Raw genomic sequence first — 21,698 nt, forward strand, 5'->3', positions numbered from 1 at the left:
ATCTTTGACTTATTATTTATTTTCAGATGCCTTAACTCTGTTCTCAGGAAACATCAAAATTATATTGTGATTTATAAAGAGTAATTTTTATTATGATATTCTTTCATATTGTTTTACTTAAGTAATATAGACATAACTATACTACCTATTATAAATACAACAAGCCCGCCTACAGCTATCCAAGACTTTGGTTGAGCAAAATTTACAGTCCAACCCATACCTAACCTTTTCTCTACTATCCATGCTGGATCATTTTTATTGTAATATATACTTCCTAATATCCACTTATCATCATCATCTTTATATAGTTCATCTTTTTCATCTTTTGCGGTTATATTTCTTCCACCCTGGCCAATCTTTATGAAAACAATAATAAATATGATTATGGTTGCCATTAAAATTATCATAAATATATAGTTAATTATCATTAACTCAAAGTTAAATAATATAGATGCTTGGATTAATGAAAATAAAATAAGGATTTGAAGTGCCATTGCCATCATTAATATTGATCCTATTTTTTTAAACTTCTTTTTTCGCATAATAGCTTTTTCAATACTTCCACTATTTAAATCAACCTTAGAACTAATGATTACTTTATTTGTTCCATATAATAATGCAGCCAAGAAAATCTGAGCTATAGGAAATTGATATATTATAAGAAATCCTCTTAAGGTATCTTTATCAAATTCACCAAAACTAGTATAAGGTATTGCCATTATCTTAGGTAATGCATCATATTTATAGATAGTTAATCCAATGCTTATCAATGGAAATAAAAATAACATTAAAAACCACTTTGAATCTATGGGCTTTATTTTCTCATCTTTTTTAGGCTTTCTTAAAGTAGTTTCTACAACAACTACATTTCTTCTAGTATAAGTCCAGTTTTTATCTTTTTTTAATATTTTAGTCTTTTTATAGTATGGTATATATACTATAGAGCTTATTACTAGACTTCCCACAGTTGTTATCCCCATTATAGCTCCTAGGATATCTTCACTGTAGTTATCAAGATTAAAAAATAGGAGGTTCACACCTATAAACATGATTAAGAAGATAGTAAATATAACTTTTCTATAGGATTTTTCTATATCTTTTAGTTCCTTTTCTCCTTGATATTCCTTGGGAAATCTCACTCCAAAGAAGATACCATTATTAGATATATTGTTTATAAAATAGCTAGTTAAAAATACAACTAAAAGTAATGAGTTCATAAATGCTAAGAATAACCATTTATCCATATTATCTATCCACCTTCTTAAAACCGCTAAAAATGTTATCAATATAAATCTTTATATCCTCTTTACTTATGCCTCTATTGAAGCACTCCGCCATATAATATTCTAGTTCATAATTTAAGCTTTCTTTAAATCCTTCATCAGAACTTTTTAAGTTAAGAGATATGAAAGCACCCTTTCTTCTATCTATTTTAATATAGCCATCATCCTTTAAAAGAGAATATGCCTTATTCACAGTGTGCATATTCACTCCAATATCATCGGCCAGTCCTCTAACAGAAGGAAGTTCTTCACCTTCTTCTAACTCTCCCTTAGCTATCCCTTCTACAACCTGATTCTTTATCTGGATGTATATAGGTATTTCCGAATCAAAATCTATTTTTAAAATCAAAACCTCATCTCCTATTTAGCTGCTTAATCTATTAAACAACTTTTCTCCCTTAGTTTTTAATAATGTATATACTAATAATATCAAAAGAAATAGTAATAATGCTATAACCCCTAAATATAAATTAACATTTGTAATTGCAAAAACCTTATTAATTCCTATAGTTACAAAAATCGTCACAGCTACAAGTACTCCTCCCATAAGGATACTTATCATGGAACTTAAACTTTGCTTTACTACCTGTACCTCCGAAGTCCAGTCTAGCTTTGGAAAATATAAATTAATTAATAGCCCTCCTACTGACACCAATATTGCGAGTAGTGTTGGAATTAATATAGTCCACATAAAATTTATTAAAGTTAAATCAAAAGCTATGGCAATCATAATTGTATCAAAGATTATTGCAGGTACTAGTAAAATAATATTAACAGCTATCTTACTTATAAATATATCTTTAACTTCTAGTGGAGAAGATTTTAAAATCCATAGATTCTTTCCTTCAATAGATATAGCTGAGCCCGTAGTGCATGTTAATCCTACACCAAAAGATATTATTATAAGTGGTGCAAATTGCATTACCTGTTTTAATAATGGTGCTATTGCCTGAATGTCTGTATCACTAGATTGTGCCATCTGATCTAGCACGAAGTCTCCTCCCATAATTAAGCAAGCCACGGCAGCTACCGTTACTAAAACTACCCCTATTATTGTGTTAGTTACATATATAGAAGATGAAAAATATCTCTTAAATTCTTTCTTGATTAGTGCTCCTCTTAATGTATTAGATTTTAAAGTTGTTAACTTATAATTAGATTTTTTAAAGGTTTCTCCTAATCTTAAATTTATTGATTTAAAGCTTCTACCAAAGACTATTAAGAATAATATAAATGGAATTATTGACCATAGAATAAGCTTAACCATAGATAATAAATTTAAACTAGCTAAAGCATCAGTAAAATAATAAGAAGGTGGATAAATAGTTTTTATTCCTTCAATTATAGATGCACTGTTTGCTATGACCATATTTATGATTTTATCTATTTTAAATGAACCTATCACAATTATAATTACAACTATCAAAGTTCCCATATTTAGAATTAGAGCTTTATGCTTCATCCTTGAAGATATATAGCTAATAGCAAAGGCTATAATAGCAGCCATAACTATAGGTAGAAGAGGAATAAAAACTATACCTATTAATAAATAAAGGAAAAATACTATACTGGTGTCAGCCTTCATAAAATAAACTATAGATGGTGGAATTGTTACTAAGGCTACAAATAAATAGTTTAGCAATAATAATTCAATCATCTTGCTAGCTAAGATTATACTAGGCTTTATTGGTAAACTCATCAGAGTTTCAAAGTCTCTTGAAGAGAATAGAACTCCTTGAGCCTTATACACAGAGGTAAAAAATGAAAACATAGTACTAAGAATCATTGCACTTATTAAAATGAGATTTAAATATCCATACTGTCCTAATTGGTTAGCTATAGCTAAGGAATACATTACGATTAACATACCTACAGAAAATATTCCTAGTAATATTGCCAAAAGTATTGAGATATTTTTTATTCTTTCACTCTTTGATTCTTCTTTTAGGAACTTATTTATTCCCCAATTGTTTATAATGCTATTTTTTAATAGAATTTTTAAATTACTCATTGTCAATCAACTCCATAAATATTTCTTCTAGACTACCATCACCTTTAACTGTATTGGTATCTCCTGAAGCTACTATCTTTCCACCTTTAATGATAGCTATTTTATTACATAATTTTTCAGCAACTTCTAGTACATGGGTAGAGAAAAATATAGCTCCGCCTTCATTACATAGTTCTCTCATAAATTCTTTCAAAATATGCGCAGCCTTAGGATCTAATCCAACAAAGGGCTCATCTAAAACTAATAGTTTAGGCCTATGAATAAATGCTGATATAAGAGCTAACTTTTGCTTCATACCATGAGAGTAGGATGAAATTAAATCTCCTAAAGACTTTGTAAGCTCGAAGGCTTCACTATACTTCTTTATAAGTGATTCTTTTTCTTCCTTTGACACCTTAAAAATATCTCCTATAAAATTTAAATATTGAATACCTGTTAAAGAATCGTATAAATCTGGATTATCAGGAATATAAGCTATATCTTTCTTACATTCTATTGGATTAGATTTTATAGACTTACCATTTACTAAAATCTCGCCCTCTTCAAAATCTAAAATTCCTACTACCGCTTTAATAGTAGTAGTTTTACCTGCACCATTATGACCAATAAATCCGAATATTTCTCCTGGTTTCACTTCAAGAGATATATTATCTACTGCTTTTTTACTATTGCTATAGGCCTTTGAAAAATTATTTATCTTTAACATTCTACATACCACCTTATTTGTTATAACTGTTATATATATAATATAACAGTTATAACAAATCTTCAAGAGATTAATAAGACTCTTTATAGCTTATTTTTAATAGTTTTCTAAATAAAAAAGGGCTTTCACAAAATAATTCACTAATCTTATATAAAATATTGAATAAGCACTTTAATATAAGTGCATGCTCAGCATTTATCTAAGATTTAGTTCATTTTATGAAAATCCCTTTTAATTTACCTATTCTATATAAATAGTACTTCCCTTTGGAACATTATCGTATATCCATTTTGCATTTTCCTTTGCAAGTCTTATACATCCATCAGAAATCCTCATACCTAATCTTCCATCTCTCACTGTTCCATCTAAATTATATATTATAGAATGAAAAAGATAATTTCCCTTGATTTGTGTATAATAATAGCATATATAACCATGCTCTACTCCAAAGTATGGGCCTTTTATACCAACCTTAAATGTACCTTTTATAGTTGGTGTAGACGGTTTTCCTATTGAACATATATAAGACTTTACTAAGGACCACTGATTACCACTCTTTTTAAATACATTAGTCTTAAATTTATTAAGCTCCACATATATTAAATATTCAGTATCACTTTTCAATCCTTTTGAATTTACTCGTTGAGTCACCGTTATATTATAGTCACTTCTATATGCACCCTTTATTCTCATGTTTATAGAGTTTAATTTACCTTTAACTGACCTTAATGCACCTTTTACATATTTCATAATTACTCCACTATAATATTGTATACGCATATATTATGTACTTAATTATAAAATGTTAATGTAACTTAAGGCATCTGAAAATAAATAACAAGTCAAAGATGGGAGTATTAGAGCGGGTAGTCATCAGATAACACAAAATAGACGAGCATTCTGACTTATTTATTTTTTGAAGATGCCTAAAATGAATTCTGCTCCTTGTTCTGTATTATTTATTTTTTATTTTATTTATAGCATAATCTAGAGCTCCATGAAGATTACTATTATTTTTTCCTCCGCCTTGAGCTTGATGGCTACTTCCACCACCTTTACCATCAATTAATGTAATTGCATCTTTTAAAAGCTCATTCATAGATATTCCTTTAAAATCCTTTGATGCAGCAAAGATAATATTTGCTCTTTCCCCATTTTTAATGGCCATTAAAGCTATAGTATTGTCATTTTCTATAATCTTTGAAGTAACCTTATTAACATACTTTGTATCTTCATTATCATATATTTTCTTAACTATAGTTATATCACCAATTTTTTCACCTTGGTCAACCATATCTTTTACTTCATAGGCAGCTACTTCTTCACTTAATTTTTTATTCTTATCTAGAACTTCTTTAAGCTTTTCATTCAAATTCTTAATTCCATTTATAGCTTCGTCTTCGCTAGCATTTAAATATCTACATACGCTGGTAGTAAATCTATCCTTCTTAAAGGAATCTTCCACAGCTCTTTTTCCTGATACATATTCTATTCTCGTTGCTCCTTTATGCTTTTCCCATCTTCTCACTTTAATCATTCTAAGTTCTAAAGTAGAGCTTGGATGTACTCCACAACAAGCATTAATATCTAAATCTGCAATCTTAACAACTCTTATTTCTTCATTAGTATTAGGTAATGCTCTTCTTAATCCCATTTTCTTTAGCTCCTTTTTATCTGGAACTAAAAATTCTACTGGAAGATTATCTCCTATAATTAAGTTTGCAGCTCTCTCAGCTTCTCTTATTTTCTCTTCTTCTAATATTCCCTCTATATCTACAGTACATATCTCTCTTCCCATGTGAAAACCTACTGTATTTGCATTGAATATCTTATAAAAACATCCTGATAACACATGCTGACCGAGGTGTTGGTCCATTCCATCCCTTCTTCTTTCCCAATCTATAGAGCACTTTAGTTTATGAAGCTTTATAGGTTTCTTATTAAGAACATGATATATTACACCTTCTTCTTCATAAACATCCAGTACAGGTTCATTTTCTATAAGTCCTAAATCACAAAATTGACCTCCACCACCTGGGAAAAAAGCTGTTTTATCTAGAACTACATGGAATTTCCCATCTCTTTCTTCAACTCTTTCTAATTCAGCCACAAATTCCTTCATGTATTGATCTTTATAATAAAGTTTCTCCATTGTATCTCTCTCCCTTACCTTACTGTGTAAATAAATTTCTAAGATTACTTTGTCTTTAAGTCTCTATATCCTGTAGAAAAATCAACTATATTTTTAAGTTCTTTTCCCTTTATAAAGCACTCTAAATTGTGAGTAGCAATTCTAACTATACGTTCATGGGTTTCCTTTAGATGATAATCTCCAGAAATATGAGGTGTAATTATAGCATTTTTTATATCCCAAATTCTATGATCCTTTGATAATGGTTCAGGGTCCGTTACATCTAAGGCAGCCCCTAAAAGCCTTCCCTCTTCTAAAGCATCACAAAGAGCTTCTGTATCTATAGCAGTACCTCTACCTACATTTAAAAGCACTGAATCTTTTTTCATTTTAGAAATTCTCTCTTTAGAAAATAATTTATAGGTTTCCTTAGTTCCTGGTAGACTTAGTGCTACCACGTCCGCCTTCGGTAATACCTCATCAATTTTATCCATAAGATATAACTCATCTAAGTATTCAGGTTTATTAGTATCACGTCTTCTTATTCCTATAGTATATCCACCTAGCGCTTTAATTCTCTTTGCAAATTCTCCTCCAATATCTCCAAGTCCTATAATTAGAGCAGTGCATCCATAAATAGATTTAACTTCACCTTCATCCTTCCAAAGATTATTGTTTTGATTATCCCTATAAAGATACAACTTTTTATATATAGAAAGTAAAACCCCTATCATGTGCTCTGATATAGCTAATCCATAAGCACCAGTGGCATTAGTTAATTTCACTCCCTCTGGAAGTATACCTTCCTTAACAAACATATCAGCTCCCGCACTATTAAGTTGTAACCATTTTAACTTTTTACATTCCTTAACCATATGAACTGGTGGGTTCCCAATAATTATATGAGCATCTTCAAGAGTTGCTTTATTTATTTCCTTTGCTGAAGAAAATATAAAATTAGCCCCTGGAGCAACTGACATTAAATCGCTTATCTGTCTTTCTTCCATAGGTATCAATACAACTATATCGATTTCATTTTCCATAATTATCACTCCTAATAATATCTCGTGTACCATAGCACAAGATACTGTATTTATTAAATTTTTAATAAAGTTTTATTTTAGACAATGAATATGTTCCTTGACTTGATCCCAAGGTACTGCATATCCTACACCTTTAGCGCAGAAAATAGAAGAAGACGTATATTCCGGATCTGCATCTTTATTATATCCTTTAGTCTCTATAACTTCTTCTGAATTATGGCATATATCATATCCATGAAATACTAAACTTAGACTTCCCTTTCCTTTTGTAAAAGCTTGAAACTCTAAGGCATAATTCATAAAGGTAGCTACAGGTCCCCTTCCTTCTATTATAATTCTTTCCCCATAATTCCTAGGCTCATTAAAAATACCACTCATCTTTTGAATATCACTAATAACCCTTCCCATTAAATTAACATCTACATCTATTTTAAATTTATAATAAGGTTCTAGTAATATATTTTTAGCGCTTTCTAACCCTTGTCTAATAGCTCTTTTAGTTGCTTCTCTAAAGTCTCCACCCTCTGTATGCTTTAAATGAGCTCTACCATTCATAAGAGTTATTTCTATATCTGTAATTATACTTCCTGTAAGTATTCCCTTATGCTCTCTTTCAAATATATGAGTTCTTATAAGGTTTTGATTTCCTGTAGTTAAAAAATCACTATGACATTTATTTTTAAATGTTATGCCAGATCCTCTAGGTCCTTCTTTTAATTTCAAATGAACTTCAGCATAGTGACGAAGGGGCTCAAAATGACCAAATCCATCTACTTCACCTTCCATAGTTTCCTTATACAATATTTCTGGAGTTCCAAAATTCACTGATAAATTAAATCTATCCTTTAATATATCCTTTAAAACTTCTAGTTGTATTTTTCCCATTATACTAATATGAATCTCTTGTAACTCTTCACTCCATATTACATTTAAACTATTTTCTTCACTCTCCAAAATCTTAAAGTATCTTAATACTTCTCTAGGATTTACATTTTTATCAAAGTCCACCTTTGCTCTTAGAGTTGGGATCATAGAAAACTCATTTAAATCAGAAACTCCTATACCCATACCAGCTCTTAGAGAGCTTATGCCTACAACTCCAAGAATTTCACCTGAAACAATTTTATCTTTACTCTCATATCTATTTCCATTATAACTTCTAATTTCATTTATTTTTTCTCTTATTTCTTCCCCATTAACACTATATATAATTTCATCCTTTACTTTTAACTCACCCTGTAATGCTTTTATAAAGGTAACTCTATTACCTTTTTCATCATACTTAACCTTAAATACTCTACCTTTGAAGTCTTTATTATCCTCTGTCTTTTCATAGTTAGTATAGCTAAGATTATTAAACTTCTCTAAAAACTCTTTTACACCTTCATCTAATAATGCTGATCCCTTTAAAGCTACGAATATTTTTCCTGACTTAATAAGCTCTTTTAATTTATCTATCCATAAGCAGTTATCATAGCCTTTATCTAAATAAATTTCTAATAATTCCTCGTTTCTTTCGGCTATAAATTCTATATTTTCATCACCTAAATTATATAATTCTTCTTCAATTAAACAAACTTCACTACTTAAAGTATTTCTTATCTCATGGATAACTTTCTGTAAATCAGCACCTTCTCTGTCTATCTTATTTATAAATATAAAAGTAGGTATATTATTTCTTCTAAGTAACTGCCATACTGTCTCTGTGTGACCTTGCACTCCCTCTACTGCACTTATTAAAAGGATAGCATAATCTAGAATACCTATAGATCTCTCCATCTCTGGAGAAAAATCTATATGTCCTGGAGTATCTATTAAATAATATTCTGAATCTTTATATTTAAAAATTCCTATGTCAGAAAAAACTGTTATTCCTCTTTCTCTTTCTATCTTATGGCTATCCAAAAAAGCTTCCTTATGATCAACTCTTCCTCTAGCTTTAATACTCTTTGTATGATAAAGTAATTGCTCTGAAAATGTGGTCTTTCCTGCATCCACATGAGCAAAAATCCCTATTGCCTTTTTCACTATAAACTTCCCCTTTATTGTACAGTATCATTAGATTTATTTTATCACAATATTCTTCTATGGTTCAGTTATAAATACAATTCACTAAACTCTTTTCTTTAGGTCAATCCCACCATTTTAATTTTAATAGTAAATTTAGACGATAGTTAATCATTACTTATAGAGATTTTCTTATATTGCGATTTTAAATACTCAATAATCTCTGTCTTTTTTAGAGGTGATGAGTGCCCTAAGAAACAAGTACCAAACTCTAAACTCTCTAACATATTTATAAAACTTTGTAATTTAACTAAATCATACTTGTAGTTATTGTAAAAATCTATACTGTAGGCATCTCCTATAAATACTACTTTTTCTTCAGGTACATAGACTATGACAGAATCCTCTGAATGAGGCGCAATAACATTTTTTAAAATAACCACTAGCCCTCCTAAGTTTATTTCTAAATCATTTTTAAATACTATATCAGCATGTATAACTTTTATATCTTGAAGAGATTTATATTCTTTACGAATATTAGTATCTGCAAATTCAATATCATCACCAGTTAAAAGACGCTGATTCATTGCTTCTTCTGTCCATTGCCATTTAGACATAATCTTTAATCTTTCATTAGTTATTTCACATGCTATTGTTTTTCCTGTAACTGCATTCATGCCATAAGTATGATCCCAATGCCAATGAGTAATAGCTACATAATCAGGTAATCTTAAATTTAATTTTTCTATAGAATTATTGAATTTTTCAACATGATTTTTCGAGTTTCCTGCATCCACCATTAAGGAATACTTATCTCCTTTAATATATCCAATTAATGGCCTATCTGCTTCTCTATCATTTTCAAGAAAATAGATCCTTTCTGTAACTTTTGTTAATGCCATAAAACATCCCACCCTTTTTAATATAAAATTTAAAAAATCCCTGTAGATGAACAATATCATCCACAGGGATTTTATTTACATAAAAATCTTTTATTACATTCAAATTAAACTTAATACACAATATATTTATCTATATTTTATCTTAATATAAATAATCATATATATTTATATATATGCACTTGTAGTTATTTAATTTTTATATAAAAGAGTTTAATAGAAGATATTGTTCTTAAAATGCATCATTAAACAAAGCTCTATCTTAGAACTTTAAAGCATTTTAAACTATTTAATTTTAATAGCTTACTTAAGAACTATTGTGTACATCCCCTTAAATCTCCTTTTTATAATTATAATTTTCTTTAAATATATAGTTTAATTTTGTTATTGTCAAGGAATATTTGTAATACGATTCCTGACTCTAAACATGCCGGTGGATTTTTGCTAGCTATAATGTTAACTCTAATAAATTGGCATACAATATCCTCTCTGATTCTTTTTTATCACTATTTATTTCTTTTGAGGATTTAACCTTTCCATAGTTATCCTTTAGTTTACTATTTACAGCTCCCATTAGATGCTCTGGCGCTATAATAATACCGTAATTAATTATAGACAAAATTTTTTCCTTAAATTTATCAATCTCAATATTATCTTCAAATATTAACTTTCCCACATTCCTTATACTTATTTCTTCTTGAATTTGATCCATATTTCCTGAAAAGCTTAATTTGCCAATGTTTCTAATTACTTTTCCATTTATTATCTCTACTTCTATATCATCACTACCTAAAACTTTTTTAACACTGTCGTAATCCTTATCTTTACAAATAACCTTTTCTGAATATAAAGTTTTAATATAATCTTCAAGCTTTATGTCCTCTTCTAAAGCTATTTCTACTTCACCTTCTACAAATAAAATACTATCTTTGTATTTTTTTATTGAACTGTCATTAATAATAGTATCATCATTTATATAATTTATATTGCCTGCGCTCTTTGGCAATATAACTTTATCTATTGAGTAATAATCTTCAACATATTCTGAAATAATATTTTCAAATTCCCCATTTACAACTAGTCTGTTTAAAACTTGGATATTTGCTATTTTTTCTTCAAAAATCTTTTTATCCATAGGCTCTAAAATTATTAATTCATTGAAAGATAGCTTAGCTTTTGATGGCAAGCTTTCCATAGACTTATTTGTCAATTTAAATTTATCTTTAAAAAAGATATGTCCTGTATTATATTTTAAAATTTTACCTTGAACTTTACACCTCGCTTGTATAGATCCTGCTAGGTTTTTAGCACATATAAGTTCACCTTGCACTGCCATGAAATATATTTTTTCTTCTATTAGCTTACTATCTATATCTGCCTTAAATGTAACAGAGCCGCTTACTATAAAAATTACTGGTTTTGAAAATCCTTCTAAATACTCTCTGTCTATTTCAAGTTCTCCTGAAGAGTTTATAACTTCTATGGCTTTGGGCGCCTTTACAGTCACTCCTACATTCATTTTTTTGCAATCTTTAAGCAATAATTGTGAATCATCACTTTCTATAAGAAATCCTACATTCCATATTTCAGAAATCTCCTTTGCTAAATCCTCTTTAATATTTCTAACATCTAAAATATTTATATTTTTAATTCTGGACATCTCTATACCCCCTGTAAATTCTTTTTTAATAGTTTTAATGAAGCACTTAATTGGGATCTTACTGTTGAAGGAGATATTCCTAGTATTTTTCCTATTTCATTGCTATTTAAATGCATATTATACTTAAGCCTTAATATCTTCTTATTCTTTTCTGGCAGTGTTTCTATTAAATTTTTTATAAGAACTTCCTCTTCAAAGCTTTCAATCCATTCTTCTGGCACCCCATTATCAAAGAGAACTATTTTATTTTCTTTCCTTATAAAATCAATATTTCTATTTTTTATTACTGTAAAAAACCAACCTTTTATTTGATATTCATTCATATTTAAAAATATATTCTCATTTTCTAATGCTCTTACATAAGCGTCTTGTACAAGATCAAAAGCTACATCTTTATTACCGGTAATAGATTTTGCATAGGCAATGAAATCCTTGTTATATTTTTTATAAACAGAATAAACCTTCACTGTATCACTTCCCCAATTAATGCTTTCATTAATATAACGTAGGAAACTTTGAAAGTGTCCAAATTATTTTACAATAATGGATAATTTTTTCTGTAAATATATTTCACGCTTAATATAAATTATATAATAATACTGATTCCTCTAGGAGAATCAACCCTAGCTGACCTAATTCCATAAGAGTTGCTACAAATTTCGGGGGATTGTCACCTAATCTCTCCATCCGAAAGAGTAATTATCCTATCTGCTTCTGAAGCTATTTCTAAATCATGAGTTACAACCACTAGTGTTTGTTTATACTTTTTAGAGGATAATTTAAGCAGCTCCATTACCTCTTTTGAATTCTTTTTATCAAGATTTCCTGTAGGCTCATCTGCAAATATAATTGAAGGCTTGTATATTAATGCCCTTGCTATAGTAGCCCGCTGTTGTTGCCCTCCAGAAAGCTGCGACGGGAGATGATCTTTTCTATCTCTTAAACCTAATAGCTCTAATAATTCATTCAGGTAATCTTTATCTATTTTTTGATGATCTAGTAGTACAGGCAGCTGTATATTTTCCTCTAAGGTTAACACATCAATTAAATTAAAGGACTGAAACACAAAGCCCATTTTTCTTCTTCTAAAAACCGCAAGATTATCTCCATCTAAAGTATATATATCCTGATTATCAATAATTACATTACCTTCTGTAGGCTTATCTAAACCAGCCATAGTATGAAGAAGAGTACTCTTTCCTGAGCCACTAGCCCCTACTATAGCCACAAATTCTCCCTGATTAATAGTTAAATTTATATTTTTTAAAGCATCTACCTTTGCTTCTCCACTTCCATATGTTTTACAAAGTTCCTTTATGGTTAACATTAAACTTCCCCCTAACCTAATCTAATATTCTTTATATTGCAATAGGTTTTCCTTTTTAATTTTCCTTAATGGAAAATATATTGCCACTATTCCGACCGCTATGAAAAGCACTATACTTATCAAAGTTTCCTTATAAGGATACACATATGCTATATCATGTCCACTTCTAAACATCATACTGATCAGTATAGAATTTATACCTCCAATAATAGTTCCATAGGTTATTCCTATAATTGAATATAGCATTCCTTCTAAATACATTATATTCTTTATACTATTTCTAGAAGCACCAACAACACTTAAAAGCGCCAATTCTTTACTTCTTAAAATTACATTAGTATTTACTATATTAAATACATTTGCCATACTTATAATAGTTATAAATGCTATGACACTGAAGTAAAAGAGCTTACCAAATTTAATATATTTATCACTTTTTTCATCAAAAGCTGTTAAACTATTAAATTTTTTATCATTAGTACATGATTTCCATTGCTCCAATAGTTCTTTTCCAATATATTCTCTTTCCTTACTGCTTATATTATCCTTGTAACTTACAACCATGCCTTTAAGTTGTGCAGGCTGCAATCTATCCAGTTCCAGTTTTTTATTAACGTCACTCTCATTGCCTTTAGATAAATTCGCACATTTCTTTTCAATCAACTCATTGTAAAGCGACCTAGGCATGTATATTACTGGAGACATATCTTTAATGCTCTCCCTATCGAAGAGATTCACCCTAACTATACCCAAAATCTTTACCTTCATAGCTTCTTTTTCTATATTATCATTACTTTCAAATTTATTAGTATACATTAAATTTGATGTATCAATTAGTATTTCATCTCCTACCTTCAAAGTTGCTATATCCTTCTTCTTATATTTTATGTCACATAAACTTTCCATGTCTTGCTCATAGCTTATTTGAGTAATATAAACGCCTCTTTCTTTTTCCATTTTTTCCTCATTATCAAATTTGTTTAAAAGATATGGTGAAAGCTGATCAATAGTGTTTAAATCAATTGGTACTATTTCAGATTTTATATTAGTATATTTGTTACCTTTAATACTGATTGAATCACCCTTTACCATTGCTTTCTTTTCAGGTATAAAAGTATAAGATTTTATGCCCTGATATATTCTATATACATCTTTTACTCCATTAATTTTTTCAGCATTCTCTACAACTAACTCTATTTGTTCACTATTGCTTTTTATCGTTTCTTTACTGTTTTCCTCATTGTATATATTAGTGAAGTAATGATTATACCAACTAAGCTGCATATCTGTTGGCAAGGCTTCATAAGGTAGTTGTTCTATGTTGCAAACTAAACTACTAAATGTAATAAAAAGTGTTATCGAAAATACAATTGAAAACACTGTTGTTCTAAATCTTCCCTTATTGGTTCTTATATTTCTATTTGCAATAATTCCTTCAATGCTGAAAAGCTTGTTCCTTAAATCCCCTTTTCTTGTACTTACTTTTTTCACATCACAACTCCTATTAGTAAAGCAATCTAGTGGTGATATATTTTTTACTTTTCCTAGCATTGAAATTACTGATAAATATAATGTGATAATAGTAATTATTATTGTTCCCAAGATACTATATAGAGAATAATATATTTTTATAGTAACCGATTTACTAAAAATCAAACTATTAAATGTTCTAAATAATACTGAACCTACTGCTATTCCTAAAATTAGCCCTATAGGCAAGGCTATTACTCCAATTATAAAAGCTTCCTTTAAAATAATTTTTTTTATCTGCTTGTTAGTTCCACCTATAGCCTTTATTAGTCCATATTCCTTCATTCTTTCCATAGTAGATATATTAAATGAATTGTATATAAATATTAATGTTGCAATCATTACAATAATAGCTACCATAAAGAAAGTGATATAATCTATAATGTCACTTTTGGTTCTACCTTCCCCCATTGCGGTTAAGAGTGCTTCATTCTTTGAAATTTTATTAACATCTATACTAAAGTCCTTAGCTAAATTGTCTATTTTATTATTTAACTTCCCTACTTCCTTTAATTTTACATAGACTTCTACATTATCAACCACTATATTATTGCTAACAGTGTATGCATTAAATGTCTTCATAAAAGCACTATCAGTAGATTGTGAAAAACCTACAATAGTATAATCTATATTTCTGTTATCATATAGTTTAACAGTTATTTTATCTCCAATCTTTTTTTGCTCTTCTTCTTTAAAGTCTAAATTTAATATTATTTCATTAGCTTGCTGTGGAAATCTTCCCTCTTTTAGTCTTACACCTAATAAGCTAAAACCATCACTATTTATTTCATTGATTACTAATGCTTTTTCTCCTAATGGTACACTTCCAAGTTTTTGACAAAAGGTTGCCTTCTCTACCGCCGAGTGTACCTTAATATCTAGAAATTTTTCCTTTTGCGTCAATTCAAATTTAACATGATAATCTCCATCTTCTCTTAACATAGTAATAATATTTTGTTGAGAAGAATAAATCATGTGTCCTGTACCACTTATAAACATAGTAGCTAATATTATTGCAATTATATTGACCAGACTTCTCCTTTTGTTTTGTCTAAGATACTTATTAGATATTTCTATGTACCTATTCATATTGTCTCCCCTCACTTTCCTCTATACTTATAAACATACTCCTCAATTCTTACTATAAGATAAATACCTTTCTTACAAATTTGTAAGAAAGGTAACTGTAAATTTACTTCCTTGTTCTTTTATGCTTTCCACCTGTAAAAAGCCTCCCTGACCTTCTATTATACTCTTAGAAAGAGCTAAGCCTATTCCTATTGAATCCGTCTTTCTTATACCACTACTGCCTTTCCCTTTATAAAACCGTTCAAAAATATGAGGTAAGTCCTCTTTATCAATACCTTCTCCATTATCACTTATGGTAATTTTATGATAAAGTGAATTACTTTCATAGCAAATAGAAATCTCACCACACTGTTTTGTATGATCAATAGAGTTTTTAATTATATTTGTTAAGGCTTCACTTGTCCATCCTCTATCATGAGGATACGAACCTTCTTCAGCCTTCACTCTGAAGTTTATATTTTTCTCTTCTATGCTTATTAATATAGGCTCCACAGCTTTTTCTATAGTTTCCTTAAAGCTGCTATTTGTCTTATTATATTCCACTATTCCGCCTTCAATTTTAGCAAGCTTTAATAATTTTTTTATAAGCCACTCCATACAATATAAGGAACTTCTCATTCTACAACCTATTTTCTCTACATCATCTTTACCCATAGAAGAATTATTAATTAGTGCTTCAGTAAATAAGCTCATAGAGGTTATTGGAGTTTTAAGCTGATGAGATATATTTGCTAAAGTATCCTTTAAAAAAATCTTTTCCTTAGTAAGCTCAGCTAATGCGTTTTCTAACCTTTCTGCCATTTGATTAAAATTATGCGCTAGTACACTAAATGGACCTTCCCCTATAAATGAAAATCTTAAAGAAAAATCCCCTTCAACTACCTTTTTTATTCCTTGGTTTAGCATTCTAACATAGATAACAATTTTCTTATAAAAAAAGAATATAATCAAATATAATATCGCCATAAAAAGGAGTAATAGAATATTAATATGTAATTTCAATCTTTCATAGGATTCACTTACCTTAGGAATCAATTTGATATCCATGTCTTCTTTATAACCATAAGAAGACAAAATTCGCTTTCCCTTTTCATAATCCTCATATTTTGCGCCTTGTGTAAAAACTTCAACTACTTTATCTTCTTCAGTAGCTTGGGCATTTAAAAATGAACCTATTAAAGCACAGCTTTCATTTATATAATTCTTTTTAATTTTTTCAAAGCTTATGTTAATAACAATATTTAATGTAATTATTAAAATAGTTACTACTATAATCCACACTAAGCTAAATTGCTTTAAAAAATTATTTTTATATACACCTTTCATTTTACACACTACTCCTCTATAACATTTTTATCCCACTTATATCCCAAACCTCTTAAGTTTACTAAATAGTTTGGCTTTGATGGTTCATCCTCAAGCTTTTCTCTAAGCCTTCTCACATACACAGCAGGTGTGTTTTCATCCACAAAATCTCCCTGAATATCCCACAACCTGTGGAGAATTTCTTCCTTAGAAATAACCTTATATGGATAACCCATAAAATATAAAAGCAACTTATACTCAACAGCTGTTAAAATAATTTCCTTTTTGTTTTTATAAACCTTTGCATCTAAACTGTTTACTTCTATATCTCCTGAAATAAATCTTGTTTTTGGGGAGTTGCTTGTCCTTCTAAGTACCGCTTTAATTCTTGACAAAAGCTCCTTTAACCTAAACGGTTTTATAATATAATCGTCACCACCAAGATCAAAGCCTAAGACTACATTAACTTCCTCATCTAATGCTGTTAAAAATATTATTGGTACCTTGCTCTTTTCTCTTACATACTTACAAAATTCATATCCATTACCATCTGGTAATCCAATATCTAAAAGAATAAGTTTAAACTCTTCATTAAATAACTGTTTTGCACTAGATATGTCTGCAGCTCTTATTACTTCAAAGCCATCATTTTTTAAATTATACTCAATACCTAAGGCAACAGCTTCATCATCTTCCACTAGTAAAATCTTAATATTATCCATACCTTCCTCCTACTTTAATAAGTATTTATACTAAAAACTGATTAACTTTTCACCTTATATTTGCATATTCAAATGTACTTTCATTAATTTCGTCCTCCATATAATAATGTTTCATCAAATTTTACATAAAATTACTTCATTCTAACTTTAATGAGTGCATTTTAACTGTACGAATTATTGTTTGATTCTTAGTAACTTCCAAATTTCCAACTACGATGATAAAATTATACATTATTCTATATATATAACTTTATCACAAACTTGCCCACCTGTTAAATAATTTAAATTTATCCAAATATAACAACATATTAAGCCTTAAATTAGTTTGGACAATTAATAATACATTTTATTATAGTTCAAATGTAGAAGGTGATTGGAGGTAAGTGATGAAAGAGAAAAGTTATACAAAAGAATTAAAAGAAGAGATATTAATAGAAGTAAAAGATGCCCTAGGTAATAATATAATTGTCGTAGAGTAAAATAAAAGAGCATTCATCTAGAACACTCTTCTTATTAAAACTTCATTTATATGAATAGCTTTTTATGGTAGATATATTATAACAATTTAATATTATTGAGAAATAGAGATCAAAATTGTAAAAGCCACTCAATTTGAATTTCTTCATATCGAGTGGCTTGGATTATCTATTTACTACATATAGTATAGCAAAACATCCATTGTAATCAGTTTATTTTTACATGTCATTTCAAGACTTTTTTCATCTAAAGGTTAAAGACTTTGACTATCATAAAAACCATGATTGCGGGTTGAATCTGTGTATAAATATGTTTTGTATCATGATTTTATAAATACTCTCAAAGATCTATAATGATTTCTCTATCATATTTTTTTCATTTTTCTGTATATTTTCATTGCTGATTTCATCTTTTTTATTAAATTCTCCTGCCCATTCAAAAGCCTTTTTAGATGCGATAACTGCAATAATCTCGTTAATAACAGCAGCCGCTGCAATTGTTCCTTGGATAACCTTAGCATATTCTGGTGCTGGCCCTGATAGAACAGAAACAGCTATACCTGTAAATACAAGAGATACACCTGAATGAGGAAGCAATGTGAGTCCTAAATATTTTTTTACGGTTTCTGGTGAATCTGTTATAACAGCTCCGATGAATGCTCCACCATATTTACCTACAGCTCTTGAGATGATATAAATGGCAGTAAATAATCCCGCACCTAAAATCAGATGATAGTCAAGTGGTGTTCCAAGATTTAAGATAACTACAATCATAGAAATACCAAGAATAGGATTAAATGAGTTCATAATTTGGTCTAGACGTTCCTCTGAAATCATGTTAGAAAATGTTGCTGAGAAAGCCATACCAATAAGCATAAAGTTAAGTACAGGTTTTGGTAAAACTAAATCATTAAATATGAAACCAACACCTGCTGATATTAGTATGGTTGCACTAAGCAACAATACAGTTACTTTTGGTGAACGTTCTCTTTTCAGTACAAATCCTGCAAAAAATCCTGTAACAATCCCAATAATAATTGGTAGTAGAACTACAAGTAATATCATATAAGCTGGTAGTTTTTGCTCAGAGAGATTGGCAGAGATAATAGATATAGTTGAAAAAAACACAATTACTCCTACCATATCATCAAGGGCTGCCATAGGAATTAATGTCTTAGTTACAGGCCCGTCTGTTTTAAACTCACGCACAATAGAAAGTGCTGGTGCTGGTGCAGTTGCAAGAGCAATACCCCCAAATATAAATGCAAGATAAATAGGAAATCCTACAAAATAAAACACAACCCCAAATACCAAGCTCACAACAAAAAATGTTCCTAATGATTGAGTTAATGTTGTTACAATAATTTGTGTACCAGATTTTTTGATTTTTTTCCAAACTAGCTCCGTACCTATTAAAAGCCCCACTCCACATTCCAAAATGTGCATAATAGGCTGATACCAACTAGCATTCAAAACTGCATCATTTACAATTCCAAATGCATGTGGACCAAGTAGCATACCAGTAAGTAGCCATCCTAAAATAGCAGGTAACTTGATTTTTGAAACAAGCTTACCAATGAAAAATGCAATAACAATTGCCAATAAAAGTCTTAATATTAAGAATGTCATTTTTATAATTCCTCCTTCGCAATACCATAAATCATAATATTCAATATTTTTGACAGTTTAAGTTCATGTACTTCTATTATAGAATTGAAGTCTAAGCTTTCATAAGCTTTGTCTTGAAAATAACCATTGAACATTTCTTGAAAAATAAAGAAATATTCCGTTGCTTCTTCTTTTGTAATACCATCTCGCAGTGTTACATTACTTAGTGCCATACGATAGTGATTAATATTTAGTGCATCAAAATCAGCTCTTAAGTTCCGAATTTTCTCTTTTAGATGTACGGGCGGTTGTAAAACTGCATTAAAAAATATATGGCTGTAATAAACATTTTCTTGAAAAAAACGATACCTTAAGTCAATATAACTTTGCATATACTTCTGAAAATCTAATTGGTCAAATTCTTCTTTGTTAAGATAATCTACAAATGCATCAAAGCAAGCCTTAACGCATTTTAGAAATAGTTCGTCTTTACTTTCGAAATAGTGATAGATAAGTCCTTTTGAAATTTTGTTATCGTTACATATATTGTTAAGCGAAGCGTTTTCATAGGTCTTTGTTCCAAACTCCGCTATTGCAGCATTTAATATCTTGTCTTTGCTGAGCTGACTTTTCTCTTTTTGATTCATAATATCCTCCAAAAACAAATATTGACTACCAGGTCTATCATATTCTATCAAAAACAAACCAGGTGGTCAATAATATAAACGATTAATTGCAAAAAAATTTACAATTGAATTTCTAGTATAAATTTACTGATAACTATTTATAGTCATTTACTCTTTATACTGTTAGATAATATAAAATAAATAAAAAGAACACCCTTACCTTAAAATGTACCCTATAAAATAGACAGTTTAAAAAAAGTCTATTTTATAGGGTACATTTTACATTTTAGATGCTCTTATAATTACAGATTTTATTTTTTTATACCACACATACTAAATAACTGATATGGATGCTCTTTTCCTTCAGTTTCCTTTGTCCCTGAATAAAATACTCTTGAACCCCTAGCCTCAAAACCACCTTTATTTAGTAAGTCTTCCATATCTGCAAGTTTAAATCCGTTATGGCCACTAAATCCATGCACTTCATCATGGAAACTACCATCATCAGGACATAAGTCTACAACTATTAATTTTCCATTTTTATCAAGTAACTCACATAATTTTTTTATCACCTTTGGCAAGTCTTCTATGTGATGAAAAGCCATAGAGGTATAGATTACATCAAATTTTCCACTATCAGGAAATTCAAATAAATCTCCACACCAGGTTTTCATATTCTTTATATTATTCTTTTCTATTTTTAATTTTAATTGCTCTATCATTCCTTCAGATAAGTCCATCATCAATATACTGGAAAATCTATGAGTTAGATTTTCTGATATAAGTCCTGTACCGGATCCAAATTCCAATGCCCTCAAATTATCCTTTTCCTCTAAATAGGTTTCTATTTCATCACTAACTTTCTTTGCTCTTTCAACTCTATATTCTGTATCCCACTTTTTTGACTCATCATCAAAGTACATAGCCCCATCCCCTTAAAATAAATTTTTTAAATTATACTTCTTCTTTACCTTTATTTCTTATAAATAATTTATTTATAAGAATATAGCCTCCAATAATTATAGCTATTCCTATGGTCCACTTAAAAAACTCTGGAATATCTACATCTCTAAGTAAATATCTAAATCCGTCTGCAAGCAAAAATCCTATAATCCAATAGACTACCGATTTAATGTCCTCCATGTTAACTATATAGGTTATATCTAAAACTTTTAGATAACCATTTCCCCCCTTTTAATTAAGTACTATATATATTTTATCATACATTGAATCATAGATTAAGTAATGTAAATCAAATACTCTTTACTAATAAAC

General features: G+C 29.3%; 19 protein-coding genes. All 19 read right to left on the minus strand.

All coding sequences use genetic code 11. From position 1 onward, the window contains the following. Positions 1–113: 113 nt before the first annotated feature. The 19 genes from B3W71_RS14970 to B3W71_RS15060 all read right to left on the minus strand — a co-directional run bounded on the left by B3W71_RS14970 (position 114) and on the right by B3W71_RS15060 (position 21,566). Positions 114–1,244, minus strand: a complete 1,131-nt coding sequence (locus B3W71_RS14970) for a DUF5808 domain-containing protein (protein ID WP_346889742.1) — start codon at positions 1,242–1,244, stop codon at positions 114–116. 1 nt (position 1,245) lies between these two features. After that, positions 1,246–1,632 carry a GntR family transcriptional regulator gene (locus B3W71_RS14975; RefSeq protein WP_346889743.1) on the minus strand — a complete coding sequence of 129 codons (387 nt, stop codon included), beginning with the start codon at positions 1,630–1,632 and terminating at the stop codon, positions 1,246–1,248. Between the two features lie 15 nt (positions 1,633–1,647). Then, positions 1,648–3,294 carry an ABC transporter permease gene (locus B3W71_RS14980; protein ID WP_346889744.1) on the minus strand — a complete coding sequence of 549 codons (1,647 nt, stop codon included), beginning with the start codon at positions 3,292–3,294 and terminating at the stop codon, positions 1,648–1,650. Next, on the minus strand, positions 3,287–4,000 hold the full coding sequence (locus tag B3W71_RS14985) for an ABC transporter ATP-binding protein (RefSeq protein WP_346889745.1): 714 nt from the start codon (positions 3,998–4,000) through the stop codon (positions 3,287–3,289). The genes B3W71_RS14980 and B3W71_RS14985 overlap by 8 nt, the downstream gene beginning before the upstream one ends. A 240-nt stretch (positions 4,001–4,240) precedes the next feature. Continuing rightward, the gene (locus tag B3W71_RS14990; protein WP_414632039.1) at positions 4,241–4,750 is read right to left on the minus strand and encodes a L,D-transpeptidase; all 510 of its coding nucleotides are present in this window, start codon (positions 4,748–4,750) and stop codon (positions 4,241–4,243) included. A 205-nt stretch (positions 4,751–4,955) separates the two neighbouring features. Next, positions 4,956–6,152 carry an alanyl-tRNA editing protein gene (locus tag B3W71_RS14995; protein WP_346889746.1) on the minus strand — a complete coding sequence of 399 codons (1,197 nt, stop codon included), beginning with the start codon at positions 6,150–6,152 and terminating at the stop codon, positions 4,956–4,958. Between the two features lie 44 nt (positions 6,153–6,196). Next, positions 6,197–7,174, minus strand: a complete 978-nt coding sequence (locus B3W71_RS15000) for a D-2-hydroxyacid dehydrogenase (RefSeq protein WP_346889747.1) — start codon at positions 7,172–7,174, stop codon at positions 6,197–6,199. Between the two features lie 72 nt (positions 7,175–7,246). After that, positions 7,247–9,202: a translation factor GTPase family protein gene (locus tag B3W71_RS15005; RefSeq protein WP_346889748.1), complete on the minus strand. Its 1,956-nt coding sequence runs from the start codon at positions 9,200–9,202 to the stop codon at positions 7,247–7,249. Between the two features lie 146 nt (positions 9,203–9,348). Further along, positions 9,349–10,083 carry an MBL fold metallo-hydrolase gene (locus B3W71_RS15010; protein ID WP_346889749.1) on the minus strand — a complete coding sequence of 245 codons (735 nt, stop codon included), beginning with the start codon at positions 10,081–10,083 and terminating at the stop codon, positions 9,349–9,351. Positions 10,084–10,528: 445 nt separating this feature from the next. After that, positions 10,529–11,740 carry a hypothetical protein gene (locus B3W71_RS15015; RefSeq protein WP_346889750.1) on the minus strand — a complete coding sequence of 404 codons (1,212 nt, stop codon included), beginning with the start codon at positions 11,738–11,740 and terminating at the stop codon, positions 10,529–10,531. Positions 11,741–11,742: 2 nt separating this feature from the next. Then, positions 11,743–12,207 (minus strand): sigma-70 family RNA polymerase sigma factor, encoded by a 465-nt coding sequence (locus B3W71_RS15020; RefSeq protein ID WP_346889751.1) that lies wholly within the window; start codon positions 12,205–12,207, stop codon positions 11,743–11,745. Positions 12,208–12,410: 203 nt separating this feature from the next. Beyond that, on the minus strand, positions 12,411–13,067 hold the full coding sequence (locus B3W71_RS15025) for an ABC transporter ATP-binding protein (RefSeq protein WP_346889752.1): 657 nt from the start codon (positions 13,065–13,067) through the stop codon (positions 12,411–12,413). Positions 13,068–13,088: 21 nt separating this feature from the next. Next, complete coding sequence (locus B3W71_RS15030; protein ID WP_346889753.1) at positions 13,089–15,686, minus strand: FtsX-like permease family protein; 2,598 nt, start codon at positions 15,684–15,686, stop codon at positions 13,089–13,091. A 72-nt stretch (positions 15,687–15,758) separates the two neighbouring features. Then, entirely contained in the window at positions 15,759–17,012 is a 1,254-nt protein-coding gene (locus B3W71_RS15035; protein WP_346889754.1) for a HAMP domain-containing sensor histidine kinase, read from the minus strand. Between the two features lie 8 nt (positions 17,013–17,020). Beyond that, positions 17,021–17,713 carry a response regulator transcription factor gene (locus tag B3W71_RS15040; protein ID WP_346889755.1) on the minus strand — a complete coding sequence of 231 codons (693 nt, stop codon included), beginning with the start codon at positions 17,711–17,713 and terminating at the stop codon, positions 17,021–17,023. Between the two features lie 824 nt (positions 17,714–18,537). After that, on the minus strand, positions 18,538–19,818 hold the full coding sequence (locus B3W71_RS15045; RefSeq protein WP_346889756.1) for a cation:proton antiporter: 1,281 nt from the start codon (positions 19,816–19,818) through the stop codon (positions 18,538–18,540). A 2-nt stretch (positions 19,819–19,820) separates the two neighbouring features. Next, positions 19,821–20,444, minus strand: a complete 624-nt coding sequence (locus tag B3W71_RS15050) for a TetR/AcrR family transcriptional regulator (protein WP_346889757.1) — start codon at positions 20,442–20,444, stop codon at positions 19,821–19,823. A gap of 290 nt (positions 20,445–20,734) precedes the next feature. Next, the gene (locus B3W71_RS15055) at positions 20,735–21,346 is read right to left on the minus strand and encodes a class I SAM-dependent methyltransferase (protein WP_346889758.1); all 612 of its coding nucleotides are present in this window, start codon (positions 21,344–21,346) and stop codon (positions 20,735–20,737) included. Positions 21,347–21,377: 31 nt separating this feature from the next. Then, the gene (locus B3W71_RS15060) at positions 21,378–21,566 is read right to left on the minus strand and encodes a hypothetical protein (protein WP_346889759.1); all 189 of its coding nucleotides are present in this window, start codon (positions 21,564–21,566) and stop codon (positions 21,378–21,380) included. Positions 21,567–21,698: the final 132 nt, after the last annotated feature.

The organism is Clostridium sp. UBA1056, assembly GCA_002316385.1.
In the GTDB taxonomy this organism is placed as follows: Bacteria; Bacillota; Clostridia; order Clostridiales; family Clostridiaceae; genus Clostridium_J.

Coding starts and splice junctions, on each gene's coding strand:
- B3W71_RS14970 (WP_346889742.1), bottom strand. CDS start 1,244: ATGGATAAATGGTTATTCTTAGCATTTATGAACTCATTACTTTTAGTT.
- B3W71_RS14980 (WP_346889744.1), bottom strand. CDS start 3,294: ATGAGTAATTTAAAAATTCTATTAAAAAATAGCATTATAAACAATTGG.
- B3W71_RS14985 (WP_346889745.1), bottom strand. CDS start 4,000: ATGTTAAAGATAAATAATTTTTCAAAGGCCTATAGCAATAGTAAAAAA.
- B3W71_RS14990 (WP_414632039.1), bottom strand. CDS start 4,750: ATGAAATATGTAAAAGGTGCATTAAGGTCAGTTAAAGGTAAATTAAAC.
- B3W71_RS14995 (WP_346889746.1), bottom strand. CDS start 6,152: ATGGAGAAACTTTATTATAAAGATCAATACATGAAGGAATTTGTGGCT.
- B3W71_RS15000 (WP_346889747.1), bottom strand. CDS start 7,174: ATGGAAAATGAAATCGATATAGTTGTATTGATACCTATGGAAGAAAGA.
- B3W71_RS15010 (WP_346889749.1), bottom strand. CDS start 10,083: ATGGCATTAACAAAAGTTACAGAAAGGATCTATTTTCTTGAAAATGAT.
- B3W71_RS15015 (WP_346889750.1), bottom strand. CDS start 11,740: ATGTCCAGAATTAAAAATATAAATATTTTAGATGTTAGAAATATTAAA.
- B3W71_RS15025 (WP_346889752.1), bottom strand. CDS start 13,067: ATGTTAACCATAAAGGAACTTTGTAAAACATATGGAAGTGGAGAAGCA.
- B3W71_RS15030 (WP_346889753.1), bottom strand. CDS start 15,686: ATGAATAGGTACATAGAAATATCTAATAAGTATCTTAGACAAAACAAA.
- B3W71_RS15035 (WP_346889754.1), bottom strand. CDS start 17,012: ATGAAAGGTGTATATAAAAATAATTTTTTAAAGCAATTTAGCTTAGTG.
- B3W71_RS15040 (WP_346889755.1), bottom strand. CDS start 17,713: ATGGATAATATTAAGATTTTACTAGTGGAAGATGATGAAGCTGTTGCC.
- B3W71_RS15045 (WP_346889756.1), bottom strand. CDS start 19,818: ATGACATTCTTAATATTAAGACTTTTATTGGCAATTGTTATTGCATTT.
- B3W71_RS15050 (WP_346889757.1), bottom strand. CDS start 20,444: ATGAATCAAAAAGAGAAAAGTCAGCTCAGCAAAGACAAGATATTAAAT.
- B3W71_RS15055 (WP_346889758.1), bottom strand. CDS start 21,346: ATGTACTTTGATGATGAGTCAAAAAAGTGGGATACAGAATATAGAGTT.
- B3W71_RS15060 (WP_346889759.1), bottom strand. CDS start 21,566: ATGGAGGACATTAAATCGGTAGTCTATTGGATTATAGGATTTTTGCTT.